We start from the raw sequence: 21,689 nt of genomic DNA, 5'->3' as shown, positions 1-21,689 counted from the left end.
TCAGGGCCGGGTGACCTGGGAGGCGATGAAGTCGGTGAGCGCGCCGACCGTCTCGAGGTGCTCGGGCTCGAGCTCATCGGCGTCAACCTCCATCCCTACCTTGTCCTCGAGTTCCATGAGCATCCCGAGGACACTCGTGGAGTCGAGGTTGAGATCGTCGAAGAGGCGAGTGCTGTCGTCGACATCGACGAGCTCTCGTCCGAGCACGCTCGCGAGCGCCTCGACAACGCGTTCCCGGATAGCTGCCCGGTCGATTTCTGGGGTTGTCATGATGCTCCTTCTGGGGCTACAGGGACGGTGATTGGTGTCGCGTCGGACGACGCGTGAGCGAAGCGGTGCAGGATCTGCCTCGACATGAGGTCCTCTGGCGCGTCCCGGTGACGCACGAGCACGGCGGCGCCGCCCTCAAGGAGCACTTCGGCGGGATAACCGTGGCTGAGGAAGTGCACGGGCGACGCGGTGACGCCATAGGCACCTGAACGCTCGACAGCGATCAGATCGCCCGGTGCAAGATCGGCGGGGAGCTGCACGGCTTTCCCGATCGTGTCGTTCGGTGTGCAGAGCGGGCCGGTGACGTTCCAGGGCACAAGCTCCGTGTCCCCGTCCGTTCGCAGGGCGGCAATAGGGAAGTTTCGCTTCCCGATTGAGCCGATGCCGATAGCAGCCATGTGATGGTTGGTGCCGCCGTCTGTGACGGCGAACCGCTCGCCGAGCGACTCTTTGACGTAGCGCACACGCGTGACGTAGGTCCCGCAGGTCGCGACGAGGTAGCGTCCCAGTTCCATGACGATCTCGGTTCCGGGCCGGCGGGAGGCGAACGCCGCGATCTGCTCGTTGAGATCGGCCGCGAGCAGCTCGATGTCAAGATCGTGCTCCCCCTTGAAATAGGCCACGCCCAGGCCTCCGCCCACGTCGACGAGCTCAAGGTGGAAGTCGAGGTGAGCGGCAATCTGCTCCGCGAGCTCGAAGATACGACGGGTGTTCTCCACGATGGTGGCCTCGAGCAGAATGCGCGTGCCCATGTATGCCTGCACGCCCATGAGCCGAACATGCGGCCGCTCACGACGGAAAGCGTCGTCCGAGAAGAGCTGCTGCTCGTCGATGCCGAATTGGCGCGGTTTGCCGCCCATCGTGAGGCCGCTTCCCTTGACCTCGAAGCTCGCGTTCACTCGCAGCACTACGTCGGCCGTGACGCCAAGCCCGCGCGCGATCTGGTCGATGAGATCAAGTTCACCCGCGGACTCGCAGATGATCGCTCGCACGTCGTGCTCGAGACAGGCCTCGATCTCTGCGCGACTCTTGCCGGGCCCGAGGAACAGGATGCGATGCCCAGGCACGCCAGCGCGAAGCGCCGTGTGCAACTCGACCAGTGATGACACCTCGGCGCTGGCACCGAGATCGAACAGCTTCGCGATGATGCTCACGTTGGGGTTCGCCTTCAGTGAGAAGTAGATCTGCATCCTGTCGTCGAGTCTGCTGCGCAGTCCGGAGTACTGCCGCTCGATCTCGCCGGCGTCATACAGGTAGCACGGCGTCCCGAATCTCTCGGCAGCTGCGACCTTCTCGTGAGCGGAGGCGATTGCGGTGAACTGGTCAGGCACGGGCGATTCCCTCTGCTTCGAGTGATGCGGCGATACGGCGATCCAGCTGGCGGAGCTCCGCTGCGTCTGCCGCGACGAGCACGCACCCGAACCGCCCCCGGAACATGGCGCCGTCAGCCTCGGGAGCCGCAGCGTTGACGGTTGCGAAGTTGGTGACGATGGCACCAGCTCCACGAGAAGGACTGAGGAGCGCATCACCCAGGTGATGGTCGACCTGCTCGAACGACAGGCGCCTGTCGAGGCTGAGCTCGTAGGTTCGCGCGATCGCGACCGACCCGTCGAGCAGGAATCGCTCGTGGATCCGAGTCTGGTACGTCGACATGTTGTTGCGAGCGTTGATGTCCAGCACTGGAAGCAGAGACCCGTCAGCGGTCGTGATCGCGTCGAGGCCGACCGGGCCGAAGTAGCCGTCGCTCGCGAGCTTCTCTCCGACGAGCTCGCCGATGCTCCGAAGCTCCTCCCTCGTCGCCTCTGAGATCCCCGCGGGGATGCGGTGCCCCTTGTGCACCCCGTTCTCGGTGATCGCCTCCTGGACGAAATCGAAGACGACGTCTCCGTCGCGTGCGATCGTGACGTGATAATTGAGGTCGAGCACCTTGTCAGCCCAGACTTCCGCGACGACGTTCAGCCGATCTTCGCCTGACTTCGTCGCGCGGCGCTCCACCATCCTGGCGAGCTGGTAGAGCCGACGCGGTTCGGAAATCACCACGATGCCCTTGCCGGAGACGCCGTAGGAGTCCTTGACGCCGACAGAAGCACCCGTGAGGAGCATCTCTTCGATCGCGGGCACAGCGTCAACAAAATCGTGGACTGTGTGCATCGTCCACCCCGGCGACTGCCTGATACCGAGCTCTTCGCACAGGAGGCGGCTGTAGACCTTGCCGTTGACGGCCTTCGCGGTTGCTGCGCTCGGATGCGCGAGCGGAAGTCCGCACGCGACCCCCAGCTGTTCCTCGGCCGCGGAGCAGCCGTGCGCCAGCAGGTGGGCTCCTGCCGGTGCGACGGCCGTGATGGCCCGAATCGTGCCAGGAGACGCGAGCGCGTCCTCCGTGACCGTGTTCTCGGCGTGCCCTTCATCAACGACAACCACTTCAGGCAGGGTGAACCCGAGCGAACTGAGGTGGGCGAGGTGGCCATCGTCCGGGGCCGATTTCAGGACCACGATGTCGCCGCCGGCCCCGAGCAGAAGCGCGTACTCATCCATCCGATTGACAAGAGCTGACGATGCAGATGCCCCGGCGACCGAGGGAAGTCCCACTTCCGACCGTGCCCAGGCGTTCTCGACCTCGAAGTTGCCGAGAAGGACAAGCGGGGTGTTCGAGTCGCCCGTCGTCGCCGATTTGAGACGAGAGAGAAAAGCAGCCCCATGCCGTTCGTGTGGAACCGTCGCGGGTGCCCTCATGCCGGAACTCCCCCGTACTCGAAGACCATGGCCGAGAACGTCGACCCCAGACCAACGGACGCCATCAAGTAGTGGTCGCCAGGACGGAGCAATCCGTCCCGGTGCACATCTACGTAGTTGATGAACGTGTCGGCGCCGAAGCAGTGTCCGAGCTCCGGCACGTTCTCGAGATGCACCTGCGTCAACGGGTAGCCGAGCATCCTGCAGGCGCGCTTCCAGGAGATCCGGTTCACGTTGTGGGGCAGGATCCGTGCCAGATCTAGCACCTCGAGCCCCGCCGAATCGAGCGCTTCCCGGATGACCTCCACCAGCACAGGCACGTACTGGTTCCCATACCCGGCGGCCAACTCGTGCGGAAGCGGGAGCTGGTGGAACTCGCCGAGTGTGCGGGTCGCGTAGCTGAGAACACGATCGGCGCTTCGCGGCTCATCACGCAGGTCTGCCGCTACGAGACACGCCGCAGTCGCCTCGCCCATGACCGTGATGCCCGCGATGGTCCTCGATTCTGGGCTCACCGCCTTCTCGCCCGTGAGGACCAGCGCAAGCGCGTCCGGGGAAGCGTCGGCAGCAAGCAGACGTCCCGCGAGATCGACGGCGAGGAGTGCCGAAGCACACGCGTGCTGAGTGAGGGTGAAGACGAGCGCATGCCCGAGTCCGAGTCTCTCGGCGACCTCGTGCAGCGGGTTCTCATCCGGATGAGCGACCGTCGCGAGTGTGCGGGCGCCGATCACGTATCGCACTCGGTGCTTGTTGCCGCGGAGCAGCTCGAGAGCATCGCCTGCCTGCGTGAGCATGTCGACGTAAGAGTTCTCCTGCGCCACGCAGACGCGCTTCAGGCCGAAGTAGCGATGGAATACGCCGAGCTGCAGGTCATCGATGCCAAGCTCTGGCGCAAGATCGGCGATCTCAGCACGACCGTCCGGGATCGCGCGTGCAACTTCGAGAACTGCTGTCATGCGTGCGCTCCGGATTGGACCAGCGCCGCAATTTCTGGCGCAAGGCTCGACGGCGTGGGGAAGTCGAGCACAACCTCCGGGTCGACCACGATGCCGAAGCGGTCTTCAGCATCGCCGCACAGGGCAAGCATCTGCACTGATCCGAGCCCGAGCTCGGCGAGGGAGCTGTCCATGTCGATCTCGTGGGCGTCTCGGCCCAGGTACTCCGCGATCTGAGCTTGCAACCAGGTGCGAACCTGGGCGAGTTGCTCGCTGGCGCTGATGTCGGTCATGTGCTTCTTTCCGATGCATGGGATGTCGTGGCTGGTCGTGATGCTGCGCCGGCCGACGCGACCATGGACGCTCGCGCCTGGCGCGGAGAGCCACGGAACGTCGCGAGCGGAGTCAAGCTGCCGTCTGCGAGCCGTGATCTGGTTCGAGAACGCTGCACTTTGCCGCTTGTCGTCCGGCTGACGCTCCCGGGAGCCGTCAGAACGATGTCTCCTACCGAGGCGCCGGTGGTCTCGGCGAGCGTCTGCGCCAGCGCGCTGAGGAGCTGAGCGGCGGACCCGGGCGCGGTGACCAGGCTCGGCGAGCATTCGAGCACGGCGACGACATCGCTGCCGACAGCGAACACAGCGGCGGGGCGGCCATCGAGCCCCGGATGCTGCTGCTGCAGAGCGCGCTCGAGGTCTACTGGGTACAGGTTGCGACCGTTCACGATGAGCAGCTCTTTGATGCGGCCCGTGAGATAGAGCTGATCGTCGATCATCGCTCCGAGATCGCCGGTGCGAAGCCAGGGACCGGAACCATCCGCGAGGCGTGCCAGGAACGTGGCGTTCGTCTGGGTCTCCTGGTTCCAGTACCCCGCCGCGACGGTCTCGCCACGCAGCCACACCTCACCGACCACGCCGTCGGTGGCTGAATCGCCGCGATCATCCACGATACGAACCTCGACGCCATGCGGAACCCCGCAGCCGACGAGTCTCCGGGTGGCACCGGTCGCTTGGGTTGCACGGACAACGCGGCCGCGCGCGAGTTCCTCGAGGTCGACCAAGGGCGTGGACGCAGGGCCGTGCCCCGCCCCGCCCGGATACGTGACGCCGAGCGTGGCCTCCGCTAGCCCGTAGGCCGGTGCTGCTGCCCCCTCACGGAGTCCATACGGGGCGAAGCGGTCGGCAAACGCATCCAGCGTGTCCGCCTCCACCGGCTCAGACGCGTTCAGCGCATAGCGGAGGGCGGAGAGATCGACCCCGTCGAGCTGCTCGGAGCGCACGCGATCGCAGCAGTGCCTGTAGCCGAAGTTTGGGCCAGCCGTGAGCGTCGCACGCACGCGACTGAGCAGTTGCAGCCATCTCGCCGGCCGCTTCACGAAGTCGGTGGGAGACATGAGGTAGGCGGTCGCTCCCAGATGCAGCGGAACCAGGAGCATCCCGATGAGTCCGAAGTCATGATGGATGGGCAGCCAGCTGCAGAAGACATCATCGCCGTCGAGCCCGAGGGCTCGGGATGAAGCCCGCGCATGAGCGGTCAGGTTGGCGTGCGTGACGACAACCCCCTTCGGCGCGCTCGTAGACCCCGAGGTGTACTGGAGGAATGCGACGTCCGTCGGGCGCGGCGGCGCCGACTCGGCGCAGGCGACCGCGGCAGGTTCGCAGCCGTCGATTCTGAAAAGCTCAACCGCAGGGTCGCATTCCCTGCCGGCCCAGTTCGCGACCTCGTCATGGTGCGCGGCTGCCGTGACGATGGCTGTGGCGGCAGCATCCCGAGCGACGACCGAGCTTCGCTCCCACTGTCGAGCGAATCGGCCTGGAAGCGGCATCGGCACCGCGATGAAGCCACCCCGGAAGCACGCGACGAGCGCAATCACGAAGTCCAGACCGTTGGGCAGCATGACGAGCACCCTGGAGCCGCACTCGAAGCGGGCCGTGAGCCCCTCCGCGATCTTCCGCGACTGCGTCTCGAGCTCGCCGTACGTGAGAGTCGACTGCGTGCCGTCGTCGCCCACGAATGTCACAGCCCGACGATGCGGGTCGAGGCCAGCGTGCTCGCGCAACCGATCGATCAGCGTCGCAGAATCGCGCACGATAGTCCCCCTCCCCAAGTGGCCTTCGCTGACCCTGCCCCCGGGGTCCAGCGATTCGGACAGTACCACCGGCGTGCGGCATCGTCTCGGGCAGTTCTCCCCTCCGCTCAATTGAGCGCTCGTTCATGGCCTGATTTCGCGCGATATCTTGTCCCGCATAGCCTGAAACACCAAATTGTGTTGGAGGATTCACCTCACATCGACGCGCTACACTCGCGTCACCTCCGCGAGCCGACCCACGAATGGGGATCCATGCGCCACTCTCGTCCACGTGCTCTACTCGCCTCGATCAGGGTCACGCTCGCGTTCATCGCCACCCTCTGGAATTCACTCCTGCTGCTCGCGATTTCACTCGCATCGCTCGCACGCACACGCACACGCACCGGTGACGCAAGCGCCTACCTCGAGAAGATCGTCCGGAACGCGAAGGTCATCGACAGTGAGCTCTCGCCGACGGCGAGTCCAGCTGCAATCGGGACGTCGCGCCGAATCGTGCTGTGGGGACTCTCCGCACCCTGCCTCGCCGGACCACTAGCCTTCGCCCCGATCGGTCTCGTCGGGTGGGGACTCGAAGGGCTCCTTGTCAGACCGGCGCTGACACTCATCTTCGGTATCGACCCCACGGGGTGGCAGGGGCTGCTCCCAATGCCAGAGGCTCTCAACCTCCTCCTCGGAGCCGCGCTGGGCACCGCCCTCATCGCTCTCGGCTATGCCGTTGCTCCGGCCTGGCTTGACGCGAGCCACCGAGTCTCGCGCTGGCTGCTCGCGGAAGCCGCGCCAGCGAGCCGGAGCGACAATTAGCCGAGCGAACGAGCGCGACCTGAAACCGACACCCGATCGAGGTGCCGGCCGCGCTGGGCCGCCTCAGCAGCTGTGACCGGTGCGGCCGCGCGCAGCGTGGTGAGCGTGCGGCGCGGGATCGCTGGCGTGCGCCGCAGCGAGGAACTCAGGGAGGTCGACGCGCGCCCCACCGACCCACGTGCCAAGCGCCTGCACGCGCTCCGCGAGGTAGCGCGGCGGCACCTCATACGGGTCCGCGGTCAGTTCAACGAAGTCGGCGAGCTTGCCAACCGCGATCGAGCCGACGAGGTGCTCCCGGTGCAGGGTACGGGCCGCGTCGATCGTGTGGGCCCTGAGCGCAGCATCCACTGGAATCGCCTGCTCTGGGGCGTGGATGCGGCCGCTGCTCGTGCGGCGGGTAGCGGCGGTCTGCACGTTCAGGATGGGCGTCGGCGGCGACACGGAGCCGTCGTTGTGCAGGGAGACGACAACCCCGGCATCGACCGCGTCCCTGAACGCCTGCCAGCGCGCGCCGTGCTCCGGCGCGAACATCTCACCGTCGAGCAGGTCGCCCCAGAAGTAATACTGGAACGGCGCGAGCGACACGTGCACGCCGAGGTGAGCCGCCCGCTCGAACTGGTCGCGGCGACCAGCGCCTGCATGTTCGATGCGCCAGCGGTGATCGGAGCCGAGCAGGCCGTGCTCGGACAGGGCCCGCTCGTAGGCATCGAGCGCGAAGTCGAGGGCCAGGTCACCGTTCGCGTGGAACGACATCTGCCAGCCGAGCGGCGCGCACGCGTCGAGGGTCGCATCCACCTGCTCTCGCGAGTAGTTCATGGCGGATGGTCCGCCCGCTGTCGCGGGGTCGATTCCGGCGCGCCTCGTCGCGTCGCTCGCGAGGTAGGGGAACGAGGTGGCGATGTTACCGATCCATGGGGAGCCGTCTGTCCACAGCTTCACGCCCTGCTTCACGAGGCGCTCCTCCCCCGCCGCGAAGGTCGCAACCGCCCCGGGGTCGGTGGCCGTCGACACCTCCCACAGGCTCACGCGCAGAGGCGAGGATGGCATGGCTGCGAGCGCCTCGTAGGCAGGGGCGAGGTCGCCCGAGAACGTCATGTCAGAAGTCGAGGTGATGCCTGCGCGGGCCATGAGCGCGTAGTACTCGGCGGCGCTGCCGAGCGGGTTTCCGCCAAGCTGCTGCAGGACGGGCCCGAGCACAGCAGTGTTCGCGGGGATCTCGAACGAGACCCCCGTGAGGGCGCCGGCCGCGTCCCGCGCGAAGGACCCGCCGACCGGGTCTTGTGGCGGCGTGGCGTCCCACCCGCGGCTGCGGATGAGCGCCGACGTGAAGGAGCAGGCGTGCCCGGAGTTGTCGACGACAACCGCCACCCGGTCGCCGAAGATCGCGTCGAGGTCGGCTGCCGTCGGGGCCGGGCGCCCGTGCAGGAGCGCGTCGAAGCCGTTGAAGAGCAGGGGAACATCCGCGTCATGCTCGGCCATCGCCTGCGAGAAGATGCTCAGCACCTCACTCCAGGTCGGTGCGTTCCACGGCGCGATCGACTGAGCAGGCAGCTGCGTCGCGAGGCCGCTCAGGAACGGGTGGCTGTGCGGGTCGATGAACCCTGGCATGAGGACGGGTGCCTCGCTGTCGATGACGGGGGCGCCTGGCAGCACCTCCGCGCACTCCGCCAGTGTTCCGACGGCGACGATCTTCCCGTCCGCGACGGCGACGGCGGATGCGCGCGGCAGTTGCGCATCCATCGTCACGATCGTGCCCGCGGTCAGAATGAAGGCCTCCGGGGCAGGCTGCACCTCAGGGATCGGCTGCGTGTCGGCGGGGGTGGTGGTTGGCTCTGACATGCGACTCCTTCAGGGCGCCGCGGGGACGCGACGGGCGACGATCTCGGGTGGAGCTGGTGTGGAGCTTGCGGCCTCGCGGCGACGCCCCCAGTATGGACGCCCAGGGCAGTGTGATGGTCGTCAAAATCGCTGGAGAGCAACCACAACTCCGCTGCGGAACGCGGACGAGGGGGCGGCGGGCGGAGCGGGGCAGCGTCAGCTCGCGCGGAGGCGCACCATCTCGGCGTAGCCCTCACGGTAGCTGGGGTAGTCGAGCGAGCCGAGGAAATCGAGCATCCGCTGGCCGCTCAACACGGTGCCCCCTGCCTCGTCCGGAAGGACGCGCGGGGGCACGCTGACCCCCAGCTCGCCCGCCACAACCGTGGCGACGTCGCCGAGGGACGCGGGGCTGGCATCGGTGGCATGGAGGAGCCCTGGCGCATCGTCCCGCTCGAGCATCGCCTCGATGGCGCGGACGAGATCGCTCTCGTGGACGCGGTTGGTCCGGCGTGCGTACTGGATCGGGTCCCCCGCGAGGACGCGGCGGATGAGGCTGTCGCGTCCGGGGCCGTAGATGCCAGACGGCCTGATGACGGATGCACCGAACAGCTCGGCCGCGCGTCGCTCGCCGTCAACCAGCGCACGCGCACGGTCGGAGGTCGGTGACGGCGCATCCGCTTCGGTGATCACGGACCCGTCACCCCTGCCCTCGAAGACGCGCGTCGACGACACGAAGACAACCCTCGCCGGGACGCTCGGCAGGCTCGCCGCGAGCGTCTCGAGGGAGCGCCGGTAAGCGTCGGGCTCCACGACGCCGTCCACGGTGGGCGGCGGCAGCGTGATGACCATGGCGTCAACGTGCGGGAGAGCGAGAGGCGGTGCGGCAGGATCGGCGAGGTCTGCGCGGATGAGCTCGACACCGGCCCCCGCCGTGCCGCCGCTGCGGCGCACCCCGGAGACCTCAGTGCCGCGCGCGGCGTACCTCTCCCCCAGGCGCGCGCCGAGCTTGCCGAAGCCCGCGATCAGGAGGCGTGCGGGCGCGGGCGACGGAGGGGCGGGTGTGCTCATGTCCCGAGCGTAGGTCTCGTTCCCGGCGAGTTGCCCCGAAGCGTCACGTGTCGTTGAGCCGCTGGGCACGGTGCCGCGTCGGGCGTATCCTCGGGACGTGACTTCGGAGATCAAGACCCCGTACGAAGACCTGCTGCGCGACGTGCTCGAGAACGGCGCCCAGAAATCCGACCGCACCGGCACGGGGACGCGAAGCGTGTTCGGCCGCCAGCTGCGGTTCGACCTGTCGGAGAGCTTCCCGCTCATCACCACGAAGCGCGTGCACTTCAAGTCGATCGCCTACGAGCTGCTGTGGTTCCTGCGCGGAGACTCGAACGTGCGCTGGCTGCAGGAGCGCGGCGTGAAGATCTGGGACGAGTGGGCCGACGAGAACGGCGACCTCGGCCCCGTCTACGGCGTGCAGTGGCGTTCCTGGCCGACGCCGGAGGGCGGACACATCGATCAGATCGAGCAGGTCGTCGCGCAGATCCGCGCCAACCCGGACTCGCGCCGCCACGTCGTCACGGCCTGGAACCCGGCCGAGATCTCGACGATGGCGCTGCCCCCGTGCCACGCCCTGTTCCAGTTCTACGTCGCCGACGGCAAGCTCTCCTGCCAGTTGTACCAGCGCTCCGCAGACCTGTTCCTCGGCGTGCCCTTCAACATCGCGTCCTACGCCATGCTGACCCTCATGGTCGCGCAGCAGACGGGCCTCGAACCAGGCGAATTCGTGTGGACGGGCGGCGATGTCCACATCTACGACAACCACGAGGAGCAGGTGCGGGAGCAGCTCACGCGCGACCCGTACCCCTACCCGCAGCTGCGCATCCACCGCACCCCCGACACGATCTTCGACTACGAGTTCGAGGACTTCGAGGTCGCGAACTACCAGCACCACCCCACGATCCGCGCGGCGATCGCGGTATGAGCGACGCGGCGGGAGCGACTTGGGCCGCGGATGCTGTCCGCGCGCGGACAGCGGCATTCGGCAGCCTGACGGTCGGGCTGGTGTGGGCGCAGGCTCGCGGCGGAGTGATCGGGGCTGAGGGCGGCATCCCGTGGCACGTGCCCGAGGACCTGGCCCACTTCAAGGCCGTCACCCTGAAGCACCCCGTCATCATGGGGCGCAAGACCTGGGACTCCCTGCCCGAGCGTTTCCGCCCGCTGCCCGGGCGGCGCAACATCGTCGTCACCAGGCAGCCCGACTGGGCTGCCGAGGGCGCGGAGCGCGCGGGGTCGCTCGAGGATGCGATGGCCCTGGCCGGCAGCTCCGCCGACTCCAGTTCCGACCACGCTGGGGCTGACTCTGCCTCAGCCTCTTTCGCTGACGGCAGCAGCGTGGGCGCACCCGGCGAAGCCTGGGTCATGGGCGGCGGCGAGCTCTACCGCGAGGCCATCGCAAGCGCCGACCGCCTCGAGGTGACCGAGATCGACCTCGAGGTCGACGGCGACGCTCACGCCCCCGACTGGTCCGGCGACGCGTGGCGCGTGGATGCACGTGAGCCGTCCGAGGGGTGGCTCGAGTCGCGCACGGGCATCCGCTACCGCTTCCTGACCCTTACCCGCAACGCCTGACCGGCTCGGCTCACCCCACCACACCGCTAATGAGGCGAGGTGGACCCCACTCGCCGCGAATCGCTGCCAGTCGAATCGCCCTTGAGCGGACCTCGTGGAGGGCGATTCGACTGGCAGTGATCGACGAGGCAGTGACCTCGCGGAGCTACGCCTGGACGGGGCGCACGCGCAGGCCGCCGAAGCCGCCGTCGACGGCGAGCACGCTGCCCGTCGTGGATGCGGAGAGTGGCGACGCGAGGTAGGCCACGGCGCCCGCGACCTCGGCGGGCGTGACGAGTCGCCCCGTGGGCTGGCGCGCGTTCATGGCGGCGCGCTCGGCTTCCGGGTCGGCGACGTTCGCGACCATGCGCTGCACCCAGGGCGTATCGGTGGTGCCGGGCGAGACCGCGTTGACGCGCACGCCATCGTGGACGTGGTCGGCGGCCATCGCGAGCGTCAGCGCGTGCACCGCACCCTTGGTCGCGGAGTAGAGGGCGCGCTGCTGGATGCCGGTCGTGGCGGCGATCGACGTCAGGTTCACGATTGCGGCTGCGTCAGATTCGCGCAGCGCGGGCATTGCCGCAGCGCACACGCGGGCGACGCCCTGCACGTTGACGTTGAGCACGCGCGCCCAGTCGTCGTCGCTCGAGTCCTCGACGGTGCCGAACGCACCGATGCCCGCGCAATTCACGACGACATCGAGGCGTCCGAAGCGATCGAGCACGGCCGCGACTCCAGCATCCACCGATGCCCTGTCGGCCACGTCGACGCTCACGCCGAGGGCCGAGCCTTCGACTGAGCCGCCGTTCAGGTCAAAGACCGCGACCTGCGCGCCGCGCGCGAGCAGTTCCTCGGCGACGGCCGCCCCGATTCCGGATGCGCCGCCCGTGACGATCGCGGCGCGCCCGCCGAACTCACCCGTCGCACCGCTGGCGCTGGCATCGACGACGCCGCTCACGCCGCCAGCTCCGATCCCGCTCACGCTGCCAGCTCCGTGCATCCAGCAGTCTCGGGATGGGTTACGCACTTCGGGATGCCTTGCAACCCATCCCGAGGTGAGGAACCCATCCCGAAACTTGAAGTAGGCGAAACCGAGGCCGAACCCGAAACGGCGCCCGCGAGTCGGCCAACGGCGTCCGCGACGCGAGCGGCGGACGCGGCGACCACGCCGCGAGGCGTCGCATTCACGAGGCGTCCTCGAAGCGCTGACGGGCGGTGCCGAGGCCGTCGATGGAGAGCTCGACGACGTCGCCGTCGCGAAGGTACGGGTTGCCGTCGATGCCGAGCGCGACACCTGCTGGCGTGCCCGTGTTGATGAGGTCGCCCGGCTGCAGCACCATGAACTGGCTCAGGTACCAGACGACGTGGTTGACGTCGAACACCTGGTCGGCGGTCGTGCCGTTCTGCCGTTGCACGCCGTTGACGCTGAGGCGCAGGCCGAGCGCTTGCACGTCGTCGATCTCGTCGGGAGTCGCGACCCAGGGGCCGAGGGGGTTGAACGTCTCGCAGCTCTTGCCCTTATCCCATTGGCCGCCGCGTTCGAGCTGGAACTCGCGCTCGCTCACGTCGTGCGAGAGCACGTAGCCGCCGATGACGCCCGCAGCATCCGCGGGCGAGTCCAGGTAGCGGGCTTCCCGTGCGATGACGATGCCGAGCTCGACTTCCCAGTCGGTCTTGGCGGAGTTGCGCGGGATGCGCACGGCGTCGAAGGGCCCGACGATCGTCGAGGGGTCCTTCATGAAGATGACGGGTTCCTCGGGGATCGCGGCGCCCGTCTCGGCGGCGTGGTCGCGGTAGTTGAGGCCGATGCAGACGATCTTCACGGGCCGCGCGATGGGGGCCGCGAGGTCGAGACTTTCCAGGTCGCGCCCCTCGGTCGCGAGGGCCGCGGCTTCGAGCTCGCCGAGCTGCACCTCCGAGCGGGCGAGCAGCTCGCCGTCCACCTGTTCGACGCCGGCGAGGTCGTAGACCCGGTCGCCGTCGACGATGCCTGGCACAACTCGGTCGCCGTCGCGGCGTTGAACGAATCTCACGGTGTTTCCTCCTGCTGGTCTGGGGTGGTGCCTGCGGTAGTGAAGCTTCTGGGGTCGATGAGGCCTTGGGCGGCGAGGGCGCGCCACAGCCCGTCGGGCACGGCGACGGATACGCGCCGCAGGTTGTCGCGCACCTGGTCGGCGGTGCGCATGCCGAGGGCGATCCCTGCGACGGCCGGGTGCTGCAGGGGGAAGGCGAGGGCCGCATCCGGCAGCGTCACGCCGTGCTGTTCGCAGGTGTCGGCGATGCGGTGCACCCGCTTGAGCACCTCGGGCGGGGCGGGCAGGTAGTTGTAGACGGCGTCCGGGCCGGGCCGCGGGGCCGAGAGGAGGCCGGAGTTGTAGACGCCGACGGCGATGACGGATGCGCCCGCTCGCTGGGCGGGTTCGAGGACGGTGTCAAGGCCCGGCTGCTCGAGCAGCGTGTAGCGGCCGGCGAGCATGGCGACGTCGATGAGGCGCTCGTCGAAGAGCGCGCCGAGCTGATGGGTCTCGTTGGTGCCGACGCCGATGGCTCCGACGACTCCCTGGTCTCGCAGCTCTCGCAGCGTCACGAGCGCCTCGCGGGCGGCGCCTTCACCGAACGCGTCAGGGTCGTGGACGAACACGATGTCAACGCGGTCGGTGCCCAGCCGCTCGAGGCTGCCCTCGAGGCTGCGGAGCACGCCGTCACGGCTGAAGTCCCACTGCCGCATGAGGTCGTCCGGAACGACAAAGCCGTCGTCGACCCCCGTCGGGTGCGGGTTGGGCACCAGCAGGCGCCCAACCTTCGTGGAGATGACGGCCTCGTGCCGTGGGCGGGCCGCGAGCGCCTCGCCGAGGCGCCGCTCTGACAACCCGAGCCCGTAGTGCGGCGCGGTGTCGAAGTAGCGGATGCCCGCGTCCCATGCCGCGGAGACGGCACCGCTGGCCTCCTCGTCACTCGTCTCGCGGTAGAGGTTGCCGAGCGACGCGGCGCCGAAGCCGATGCGGCTCACGCGCACATCGGACTCGCCGAGCCTTCGCCGCCCGACATTGGGGACTCGCGCGCGCGGTTCGGCACCAGCGGGTGCACCAGTCACAGGTGCGGTCCCGGGATCGCCGACCGCGCTCATTCGCCACCCCCGTCGGGGCCGACGCGCAGGCCCATGCCCGCATCCGCACCCACATCGAGGCCGTACACCCGCTCGGCAGTGCCCACGTCGATCTGCCGCTGCTCGTCGGCGCTGAGCGGGGCCGTGGCGGATCGATACGCATCGATCCAGGCCCGGTAGCCGCCTCGCGTCAAGCGGACAAGCGGCCAGTCGGAGCCGAACATGAGGCGCTTGGGACCGAACAGCTCGAGCGCCGGGTCGATGGCCCGCGTCACGGCCTCCTGCGACCAGTCGCCCCAATCGTCCTCGATCGTGAGCCCGGAGATCTTGGCGGCGACGTTGGGCAGCGCGGCCAGCCGCAGCAGGCCTGCACTCCAGGCGTCGAGCTGCCCCGTTGAGAGTGGCGGCTTGCCGAGGTGGTCCAGCACGAACTGGGTGCCAGACACCCGCTCGGCGAGCCGCGCGGCCTGGCCGAGCTGCCACGGTCTGACCACCAGGTCGAAGCTCAGTCCACGAGCGCCGAGCTCGGCGAGGCCGTCGGCGACGTCGTCACGCGACAGCCACCGGTCGTCCTCGTCGATGTGCACGGGGTGCCGGATGCCGACGAGCTTCGACGCACCCTCGTGCCCGCCGAGCGCATCCAGCTGCAACCGCACGCCGTCGGCGCCGCCACGCAGGTCGACCCAGCCGACGACACCGACCAGTTCGGGCGCCTGCGAGGCCTCGCCGAAGAGGTGGTCGTTCTCGATGAGCACGCGGTCGGACTGCACGACGATGGCGCGCGTGACGCCGACCTCGCGCAGCTGAGCTGCGAGGTCGAGGCCGGAGAACTCGCGGTTGATCGCCGCCATGGAATCCGGGTCGATCCAGGTCTGCGGCACCACCGATCGGTCCCACAGGTGCACATGCGTGTCGATCGGGATGCGCAGGGACGTGTCGTCGCTCATCCCTTCGTGCCGCCCGCGGTCATCCCGTCGACGAGGAACCGCTGCGAGAACAGGAAGATGATGACGATCGGCGCGACCGAGAGCAGCGTCGCGAGGGCCAGCGTCGGCAGCTCGATGACGATGCTCGTCGCGGTCGTCGGGTTGAACTGCGGCACGTTCGAGAGCAGGTTCGCAAGACCGACCTGCACTGGCACGTTCTTGCCGCCCACCATGAGGAACGGCAGGAAGTAGTTGTTCCAGTTGCCGGTGAAGCTGAAGAATCCGACCAGCGCGATGACGGGCGCCGCGAGGGGCATCGCGACCTGCGCGAAGACGCGGAGCTCGCTCGCGCCGTCGATGCGCGCGGCATCCAGCAGGTCGCGAGACACCGCCGTCGAGAAGTAGATGTAGGTGAGGTACACGCCGAACGGGAAGAACGAGAACGGCAGGATCACGGCCAACGGCGACCCGATGAGCTTCACGGCGCTCAGCTCGAGGAAGATCGGCAGCACGAGCGCCGTGTTCGGGATGAGCATGACGATGAGCGTCACGAGCAGCAGCGCCTTGCGGCCCTTGAAGTTGCCGAGCGCCAGAGCGTAGCCGGCAGGCACGCTCACGATGAGCGTGATGACGAGCGCCCCGAAGGAGTACAGCGCCGAGTTGCCGATCCAGGTGAGGAAGATGCCGTTCTGGAAGCTGAACAGCTGCTCCCAGTTGGTGGCCAGCTGCTCGAACGAGCCGAACGACATTGGGTTTTCGAGCAGCAGCGAGCGCGCATCCTTCGTGCCCGCGAGCAGGAGCCACACGATGGGCAGCAGGAAGAACACGATGAAGGAAGCAATGACCGCGCCGAGCACGATGCGCATGATCCACTCGCCAGGCGTGAGCTTGCGGGCGAGCGCCTTGGTCGACGGATGCGCGGTGTCCTGGTGCTGGACGTTCATGGATTGCACGGTGTCAGTCACGTTCGAACAGCTTTCCCTTGAGGATGAAGACCGTCGAGAGCGCGAGGGCGACGACGAGGAGCGTGATGGAGATCGCTGCGGAGCCGGAGAAGTCGCCCTGCTTGAACGCGTACAGGTAGGCGAGCTGGTTCAGCGAGTAGTCCTCTGGCACGACGCCGCGGCTGGCCTGCGAGAGCACGCGCGGCTCGACGAAGAGCTGCGTTCCTGCGGCGAGCGACATGATGCCCATGTACGAGATCCACTTGGTCATCATGGGCAGCTGGATGTAGAGGGCGACCTGCAGGGGATTCGCGCCGTCGACCTTCGCCGCCTCGATGACCTCGTTGCTGATGTTGTTGAGCGCGCCGTACATGATGACGATCCAGCTGCCGGCGCCGGTCCAGAACGCGATGACGGTGAAGACGATCGGCAGGTTGTCGATGGAGACGGTGCGGATGAGCGAGTCGTAGCCCATGGCCCGCAGGAGGCCGGCGACGGGGCTGACGGTCGGGTCGAGCAGGAACAGCCAGAGCATGACGCTCGAGGCACCCGCGATGGCCCCGGGAATGTAGTAGAGGAAGCGGATGCTGACGCTGAGCCACTTCGCGCGGATCGAGTGCACGATGATCGCCAGGAAGACGACCAGCACGATGAGGCTGATCAGCCAGAAGACGATGTAGAGCGTGACGTGGCCAACCGCAGGCAGGAAGCGGTAGTCGCCGAAGACACGGACGAAGTTGTCGATGCCGACGAAGACGCCGTTCTTCGTGATGGAGAGGAAGACCGCGTAGAGCGTCGGCACGATTCCGAAGGCGAGGAGCAGCAGCACGTAGCCGCTGACGAAGATGTACCCGAAGCGGGTCTCGTTCGCGAGCGGGTTGGCGGTGCGCTGCCGCTTCGCCTTGCGGGGGTTCTTCGGCCCCGCCGGGTCGGCGTCGCTCAGGAGAGCGGCGCCGACCGCGGGTGCAGACCGCGTCTCAGATTCGAGCGGGGTGGAGGTCATTCGGCGACCGTGTACCCGTTCACCTGTGCTTCGTTGAGCACCTCGGTCTGCCAGGTCGGCAGGACCGACTCGATGGTCTTGCCCTCGGCGATTGCCGGCATGACGGTGGTTGCCCATCCGGTCTCCGGGCTGAAGCGAGCAGATGCCCAGCCGCTCCAGATGCTGCCGCCGGCGTCGATCATCTGCTGCTCGAAGCCGTCGATGAAGTAGCCGGTGTCGGCGAGCTTGCCGAGCCATCCCTCAGCCGCCGACGAGTATGCCGGGTAGCCGCTCGAAAGCTCGACCTGGAACTCGGGGGAGCTCACCGCGAACTCGAGGAACGTCTTGACCGCTTCGAGGTTCTTGGTGTGGCTGGAGGCGTACCAGATGCCACCGCCGACGTTGCCCGTGGCGATCTCCTCGCCTTCCCAGGCGAGCGGGGCTGCGACGCCGAGCTGTCCTTCTGGAACCTGGAGAGCGCTCTGGAACACGGCGCCCGTGTACCAGACCGGCCCTGGCATGACGACGACCTTGTCGGCGTACTTCGACGTGAACTCGGCGCTGAAGACGCTGTCTTGCACGATCGTGCCGTTGGCGATCATCTTGTCGAGGATTTTGGAGATCTCCACGGAGTTCTCCGACTCCATGTCAGCGACGAAGTTGTCACCCTCGGTCTGGAACACCGGCGACTGCGAGCCCTGGTAGTAGACGTACGGCATGAAGGCGTCACCGACGCTGCCCAGGATGTAGCCGGGGTGCTCGGCCGCGAGCTTGTCGCCGAGCGCTCCGTACTCTTCCCAGGTGGTCGGTACTTCATAGCCGAACTGGTCGAGCAGCGGCTGGTTGTAGTAGGTGACGACCTGCGCGAGGTCGTTGCGGAGGCCGTAGACGGTGTCGTCGATCGTCGACGGGTCGAGGGCGCCAGCGGCGAACCCGTCGAGGAACTCCTGGTCGAAGAAGCCCTTGTTCAGGGGAGCCGCGAAGCCCTGCCCGCCACCCGGTGCGGGCTGCGATGCCCAGGATGCGTCGTTCTGCTGCGTCGAGAAGACGACGTCGGGCCAGCCCTCGCCCGCCTGGTCCATGAGCGCGATGCGCGTCTGGAACGTGCCACTTCCGCCGGCGTTGCCGTCGTAGACCTCGTACTCGAGCGGGATGTCCGGGTTGGCTTCCTGGAAGGCCGCGATGGCGGGCTCGCGGGCCGCGTCGACCCAGACCATGATGGGGCTGCCGGCTTCCTGCTCTGCCGTTGCGAAGCCGTACTCGCTGTTGACTTCTCCGCCGGCACCACCGGCGCATCCGGCGAGAAGCAATGCTGAGGCAGCAGCTGCCGCGATGGTGGCGATGCGCCTGCTGCGGCGCTTCTGGGACGAATCTTGCAACATTGTGCGTCCTTTTCTGGTCGACGTCGTTGACGACTGCTGCCCGCATCTCGGGGCTGATGCGATTACATCATACGTCTGACGTTAGAGCAAGGACTTTTGGCAGCGCTGCCAGAAGGATACGCCGCCTGCGAATCACACCAATAGGTCAGCGCGTCGCCGCAGAATGGGCTGACCGAGCAGGATGCCGAACAGCACAAGACCCATGCCGGCCCCCTGCTGCCACCCCAGCGTTTCGCCAGCGAGCAGCGTGCCGAGCACAACACCCGTGACCGGGTTGAGGAGCCCGATCAGGCCAGTTGTGCCCGCCGTGAGGTGCTTCAGCCCACTGAACCAAGCCAGATAGGCAAGCGCCGTCGAGACGAGGCCGACGTACGCGAGCGCGGCGATCGCCGGCACGTCGTAGCTCGGCATCGGCCCCTCGATGACAAGCGCGACCGGCAGCAGCACCAGCCCGCCACCGGCGAGCTGCCATGCGGTCAACGGCAGGATCTCGACAGTGCTCCCCCAGCGCTTCACGAGCACGAAGCCGAACGAGGCGAGCGCCATGGCGGCGACGGATGCGAGGACGCCGCGCCAGTCGATGGTGCTCGTCCCGCTTGCCAGCATGAGCACAACCCCGAGCAGGCCGGTTGCAGCGCCGATCACGGGCAGCAGGCGCAGCCGCTCCCCGAGCATGGAGACCGCGAAGACCATCATCACGATGGGCGACGCGGCCATGATCATCGAGGCGATACTCGAGGGCAACAGCTGCGATGCGACATAGACGAGCGCGAAGAACGCGCTCATGTTGATCGTGCCGAGCACGAGGGCGCGCCACCACCACGCACCCTTCGGGAGTTTGCGCGCGACCAGGAGGAGCACGAGCCCCGCGGGGAGCGCACGCAGCACGGCGCCCCAAAGTGGCGCATCCGCCGGGAGGAACGACCCCATGACGTAGTAGTTGCTGCCCCAGGCGATCGGGGCGATCGCGGTGATGAGCATCCAGCACACCCTGGATCCCGCGGCCGACACAGTAGCTTCCATGGAAGCCAGTCTAGCTTCCAAGGAAGCTATGATGGCCACATGCGAGCACCGGATGACCGCGTCACCCAGATCCTGGCCGAGTGGGAGCGAGAGCGCCCCGACCTCGATGCCTCCCCCATGGGAGTCATCGGGCGCATCCACCGAATAGGCCAACACCTCACCGAAGAGATCACCCGCGTCTACCGCGACTTCGGGCTCGGCGAGGGCGACTTCGACGTGCTCGCCACCCTGCGGCGGGCGGGCGCACCCTACGAGCGCATCCCGAGCGCGCTCGCGGCTTCGACCATGGTCACGACCGGGGCCATGACCAAGCGCATCGACCGACTCGAGGGCGCGGGCCTCGTGTCACGGCGAGTGAGCGAGACGGATGGGCGCGGCCGGGTTGTGCAGCTCACACCTCGCGGCCTCGAGCTCATCGACGAGGCCTACGGCCGCCACCTAGCAAACGAGGAGCGCCTGCTCGCCGGGGTGAGCGGCGAAGACCGGGCGGCACTGGCGCGCATTCTCGGCCGCTGGCTCGCCGACATCGAAGGCGGCAGCGCGGGGGAGGCCGGTAGCACGGGGGAGGCCGGCAGCGCGGGGCGTCCCTAGACTGACGCCATGGCTGCTCCCCACGCGTCGAACCCCGGACCAGGCTCCCCCGCCGAGCCGAGCGGCATCGCCGAGCGCCTCTCGCGCATGGTGCGCGTCACGACGGTCTCGGCTGATTTCGATGTGAGTGGGCCGGCGCCGTTCCAGGAGTTCCTCGCGCTCATCGATGAGCTCTATCCGCTTGTCCAGGAACGACTCGAACGGGAATCCGTCACCGAGTTCGGGGTCCTCTACCGCTGGCCGGGAGCACCGCGCCCGCATTCTCCGAACTCCGACGAGGCCGCCGGTCCCGTAGTCCTCATGGCGCACTTCGACGTCGTCCCGGCCTTCGAGGGCGAGGGGTGGACACATCCGCCGTTCGACGGCGTCATCGCCGACGGCTCCGTCTGGGGGCGCGGCACGCTCGACGACAAGGGCGCGCTCTGCGTGATCCTCGAGGCCGCGGAATCGCTGCTCGCGGAAGGCTTCACCCCCAGACGCGACGTGTACCTGTGGTTCGGCGGAGACGAGGAGACGGGGTCTGTGGCGGCAACCGCAGCTGCCGCACTCTTCCGCGAGCGCGAGCTCACCCCGTGGCTGGTGCTCGACGAAGGCGGCGCCGTCGTGGATGCGCCCCTGCCGTTCATCGACGTGCGGGCCGCCATGATCGGCGTCGGCGAGAAGGGGTCGGTCAACATCGTCCTCGAGGCGAGTGGCAACGCCGGGCATGCGTCCGCTCCGTCCGGCCTGACGCCGACCGCGCGCATCGCGCGGGCCGTGACGCGGGTTGAGCGCAGCCCCTTCCCCGCCAGAGTCGCACCCGCGACGCGGGAGATGTTCGCGACGTTCCTCCCCCACTCACAAGGGCGCGGCCGCATGATCCTCGAGACACTGACGCGCGCGCCGCTGGTCTCAGCGCAAGCCCTGGCCAGGCTCGGCGGCGACGCGGCGGCCCTCGTCCGAACGACGCTCGCGACGACGCGACTGAGCGGAGGGACCGCTGACAACGTCCTCCCCGCGAGCGCAAGCGCCACCCTCAACTGCCGCATCGCGCCCGGCGAGAGCGTCGCTTCCACGCTGCGGCACGTGCGGCGAGCGATCCGCGACCGGCAGGTGCGCATCCGTTGCACCGACCCGAACGAGCCGACGGCTCTCGCGCCAACGGATAACCGGCAATTCAGACTGCTGAGCGACGCCGCTCGGTCGGCCTACCCGGAAGCGATAGCCTCCCCGTACATCACGCTCGCAGCGACCGACGCGAAGCACTTCCAGCGGTTCGCTCCCGCGACGTACCGCTTCGCGCCGCTCGCGATGGACGCCACACAACGCGCCTCGATCCACGGCGTTGACGAGCGCGTCTCGATCGCAAGCCTCGAGGCAGGTCGGCGCTTCCACGAGACCCTGCTGCGCTCCATCTAACCCACAGACCACCACTCTGTCCGCCGCCCTGCGCCTCACCTCCCCGCGCCAACCCCGATCACCTCCCCCACCATCCCGCGCCATCTCCCCACC

Annotated in this window: 21 protein-coding genes; 5 read left to right on the top strand and 16 right to left on the bottom strand. The window is 68.0% G+C overall.

The features are described from left to right. The 6 genes from C5B85_RS16455 to C5B85_RS16430 are packed head-to-tail and all read right to left on the bottom strand — an operon-like array spanning position 1 to position 6,024. Positions 1-270: an acyl carrier protein gene (locus C5B85_RS16455; RefSeq protein WP_104287094.1), complete on the bottom strand. Its 270-nt coding sequence runs from the start codon at positions 268-270 to the stop codon at positions 1-3. Next, positions 267-1,601 carry a type III PLP-dependent enzyme gene (locus tag C5B85_RS16450; RefSeq protein WP_104287093.1) on the bottom strand — a complete coding sequence of 445 codons (1,335 nt, stop codon included), beginning with the start codon at positions 1,599-1,601 and terminating at the stop codon, positions 267-269. The genes C5B85_RS16455 and C5B85_RS16450 overlap by 4 nt, the downstream gene beginning before the upstream one ends. Next, positions 1,594-3,003 carry an ATP-grasp domain-containing protein gene (locus C5B85_RS16445; protein ID WP_104287092.1) on the bottom strand — a complete coding sequence of 470 codons (1,410 nt, stop codon included), beginning with the start codon at positions 3,001-3,003 and terminating at the stop codon, positions 1,594-1,596. Before C5B85_RS16445 ends, C5B85_RS16450 begins: the two co-directional genes overlap by 8 nt. After that, on the bottom strand, positions 3,000-3,959 hold the full coding sequence (locus C5B85_RS16440) for a 3-oxoacyl-[acyl-carrier-protein] synthase III C-terminal domain-containing protein (protein WP_104287091.1): 960 nt from the start codon (positions 3,957-3,959) through the stop codon (positions 3,000-3,002). Before C5B85_RS16440 ends, C5B85_RS16445 begins: the two co-directional genes overlap by 4 nt. After that, entirely contained in the window at positions 3,956-4,231 is a 276-nt protein-coding gene (locus C5B85_RS19295) for an acyl carrier protein (protein WP_181064473.1), read from the bottom strand. Before C5B85_RS19295 ends, C5B85_RS16440 begins: the two co-directional genes overlap by 4 nt. Next, positions 4,228-6,024, bottom strand: coding sequence for a fatty acyl-AMP ligase (locus C5B85_RS16430; protein ID WP_181064472.1), 1,797 nt, complete (start codon positions 6,022-6,024; stop codon positions 4,228-4,230). The genes C5B85_RS19295 and C5B85_RS16430 overlap by 4 nt, the downstream gene beginning before the upstream one ends. A gap of 252 nt (positions 6,025-6,276) precedes the next feature. Between C5B85_RS16430 and C5B85_RS16425 the strand changes: the two genes are divergently transcribed. Next, positions 6,277-6,825 (top strand): hypothetical protein, encoded by a 549-nt coding sequence (locus C5B85_RS16425; protein ID WP_104287089.1) that lies wholly within the window; start codon positions 6,277-6,279, stop codon positions 6,823-6,825. 63 nt (positions 6,826-6,888) lie between these two features. On the opposite strand, the gene C5B85_RS16420 is transcribed toward C5B85_RS16425, so the two are convergent. Together C5B85_RS16420 and C5B85_RS16415 are read right to left on the bottom strand one after the other, a co-directional pair. Continuing rightward, the gene (locus C5B85_RS16420) at positions 6,889-8,664 is read right to left on the bottom strand and encodes an amidohydrolase (protein ID WP_104287088.1); all 1,776 of its coding nucleotides are present in this window, start codon (positions 8,662-8,664) and stop codon (positions 6,889-6,891) included. A 195-nt stretch (positions 8,665-8,859) separates the two neighbouring features. Further along, on the bottom strand, positions 8,860-9,711 hold the full coding sequence (locus C5B85_RS16415; RefSeq protein ID WP_104287087.1) for a sugar nucleotide-binding protein: 852 nt from the start codon (positions 9,709-9,711) through the stop codon (positions 8,860-8,862). Between the two features lie 97 nt (positions 9,712-9,808). Here C5B85_RS16415 and C5B85_RS16410 point away from each other — a divergent pair, with 97 nt between their 5' ends. Beyond that, complete coding sequence (locus C5B85_RS16410; protein ID WP_104287086.1) at positions 9,809-10,618, top strand: thymidylate synthase; 810 nt, start codon at positions 9,809-9,811, stop codon at positions 10,616-10,618. Then, complete coding sequence (locus C5B85_RS16405) at positions 10,615-11,265, top strand: dihydrofolate reductase (RefSeq protein WP_181064471.1); 651 nt, start codon at positions 10,615-10,617, stop codon at positions 11,263-11,265. Before C5B85_RS16410 ends, C5B85_RS16405 begins: the two co-directional genes overlap by 4 nt. A 145-nt stretch (positions 11,266-11,410) precedes the next feature. Here C5B85_RS16405 and C5B85_RS16400 read toward each other — a convergent pair whose 3' ends face one another. From C5B85_RS16400 to C5B85_RS16365, 8 genes are all read right to left on the bottom strand, one after another. Continuing rightward, positions 11,411-12,217, bottom strand: coding sequence for an SDR family NAD(P)-dependent oxidoreductase (locus C5B85_RS16400; protein WP_258070863.1), 807 nt, complete (start codon positions 12,215-12,217; stop codon positions 11,411-11,413). 211 nt (positions 12,218-12,428) lie between these two features. Next, complete coding sequence (locus C5B85_RS16395; RefSeq protein ID WP_104287084.1) at positions 12,429-13,277, bottom strand: fumarylacetoacetate hydrolase family protein; 849 nt, start codon at positions 13,275-13,277, stop codon at positions 12,429-12,431. After that, positions 13,274-14,254 (bottom strand): aldo/keto reductase, encoded by a 981-nt coding sequence (locus tag C5B85_RS16390; RefSeq protein ID WP_258070859.1) that lies wholly within the window; start codon positions 14,252-14,254, stop codon positions 13,274-13,276. Before C5B85_RS16390 ends, C5B85_RS16395 begins: the two co-directional genes overlap by 4 nt. A gap of 113 nt (positions 14,255-14,367) precedes the next feature. Further along, the gene (locus tag C5B85_RS16385; protein WP_104287082.1) at positions 14,368-15,297 is read right to left on the bottom strand and encodes an amidohydrolase; all 930 of its coding nucleotides are present in this window, start codon (positions 15,295-15,297) and stop codon (positions 14,368-14,370) included. Continuing rightward, a complete protein-coding gene (locus C5B85_RS16380) occupies positions 15,294-16,220 on the bottom strand; it encodes a carbohydrate ABC transporter permease (protein ID WP_219819433.1) in 927 nt (308 codons plus the stop codon). Before C5B85_RS16380 ends, C5B85_RS16385 begins: the two co-directional genes overlap by 4 nt. A gap of 13 nt (positions 16,221-16,233) precedes the next feature. Further along, on the bottom strand, positions 16,234-17,223 hold the full coding sequence (locus C5B85_RS16375) for a carbohydrate ABC transporter permease (RefSeq protein WP_258070858.1): 990 nt from the start codon (positions 17,221-17,223) through the stop codon (positions 16,234-16,236). After that, positions 17,220-18,584: an ABC transporter substrate-binding protein gene (locus C5B85_RS16370; RefSeq protein ID WP_104287081.1), complete on the bottom strand. Its 1,365-nt coding sequence runs from the start codon at positions 18,582-18,584 to the stop codon at positions 17,220-17,222. Before C5B85_RS16370 ends, C5B85_RS16375 begins: the two co-directional genes overlap by 4 nt. A gap of 132 nt (positions 18,585-18,716) precedes the next feature. Beyond that, positions 18,717-19,607: a DMT family transporter gene (locus C5B85_RS16365; protein WP_104287080.1), complete on the bottom strand. Its 891-nt coding sequence runs from the start codon at positions 19,605-19,607 to the stop codon at positions 18,717-18,719. Between the two features lie 39 nt (positions 19,608-19,646). Here C5B85_RS16365 and C5B85_RS16360 point away from each other — a divergent pair, with 39 nt between their 5' ends. Together C5B85_RS16360 and C5B85_RS16355 are read left to right on the top strand one after the other, a co-directional pair. Beyond that, positions 19,647-20,198 (top strand): MarR family winged helix-turn-helix transcriptional regulator, encoded by a 552-nt coding sequence (locus tag C5B85_RS16360; RefSeq protein ID WP_104287079.1) that lies wholly within the window; start codon positions 19,647-19,649, stop codon positions 20,196-20,198. A gap of 9 nt (positions 20,199-20,207) precedes the next feature. Further along, positions 20,208-21,596: a M20/M25/M40 family metallo-hydrolase gene (locus C5B85_RS16355; RefSeq protein WP_104287078.1), complete on the top strand. Its 1,389-nt coding sequence runs from the start codon at positions 20,208-20,210 to the stop codon at positions 21,594-21,596. The last annotated feature ends 93 nt before the right edge of the window (positions 21,597-21,689 follow it).

It is taken from the genome of Pseudoclavibacter sp. AY1F1, assembly GCF_002931075.1.
GTDB lineage: Bacteria > Actinomycetota > Actinomycetes > Actinomycetales > Microbacteriaceae > Pseudoclavibacter.
The sequence above is the reverse complement of the archived record's forward strand: the minus strand, read 5'-3'. Positions and strand labels throughout refer to the sequence as shown.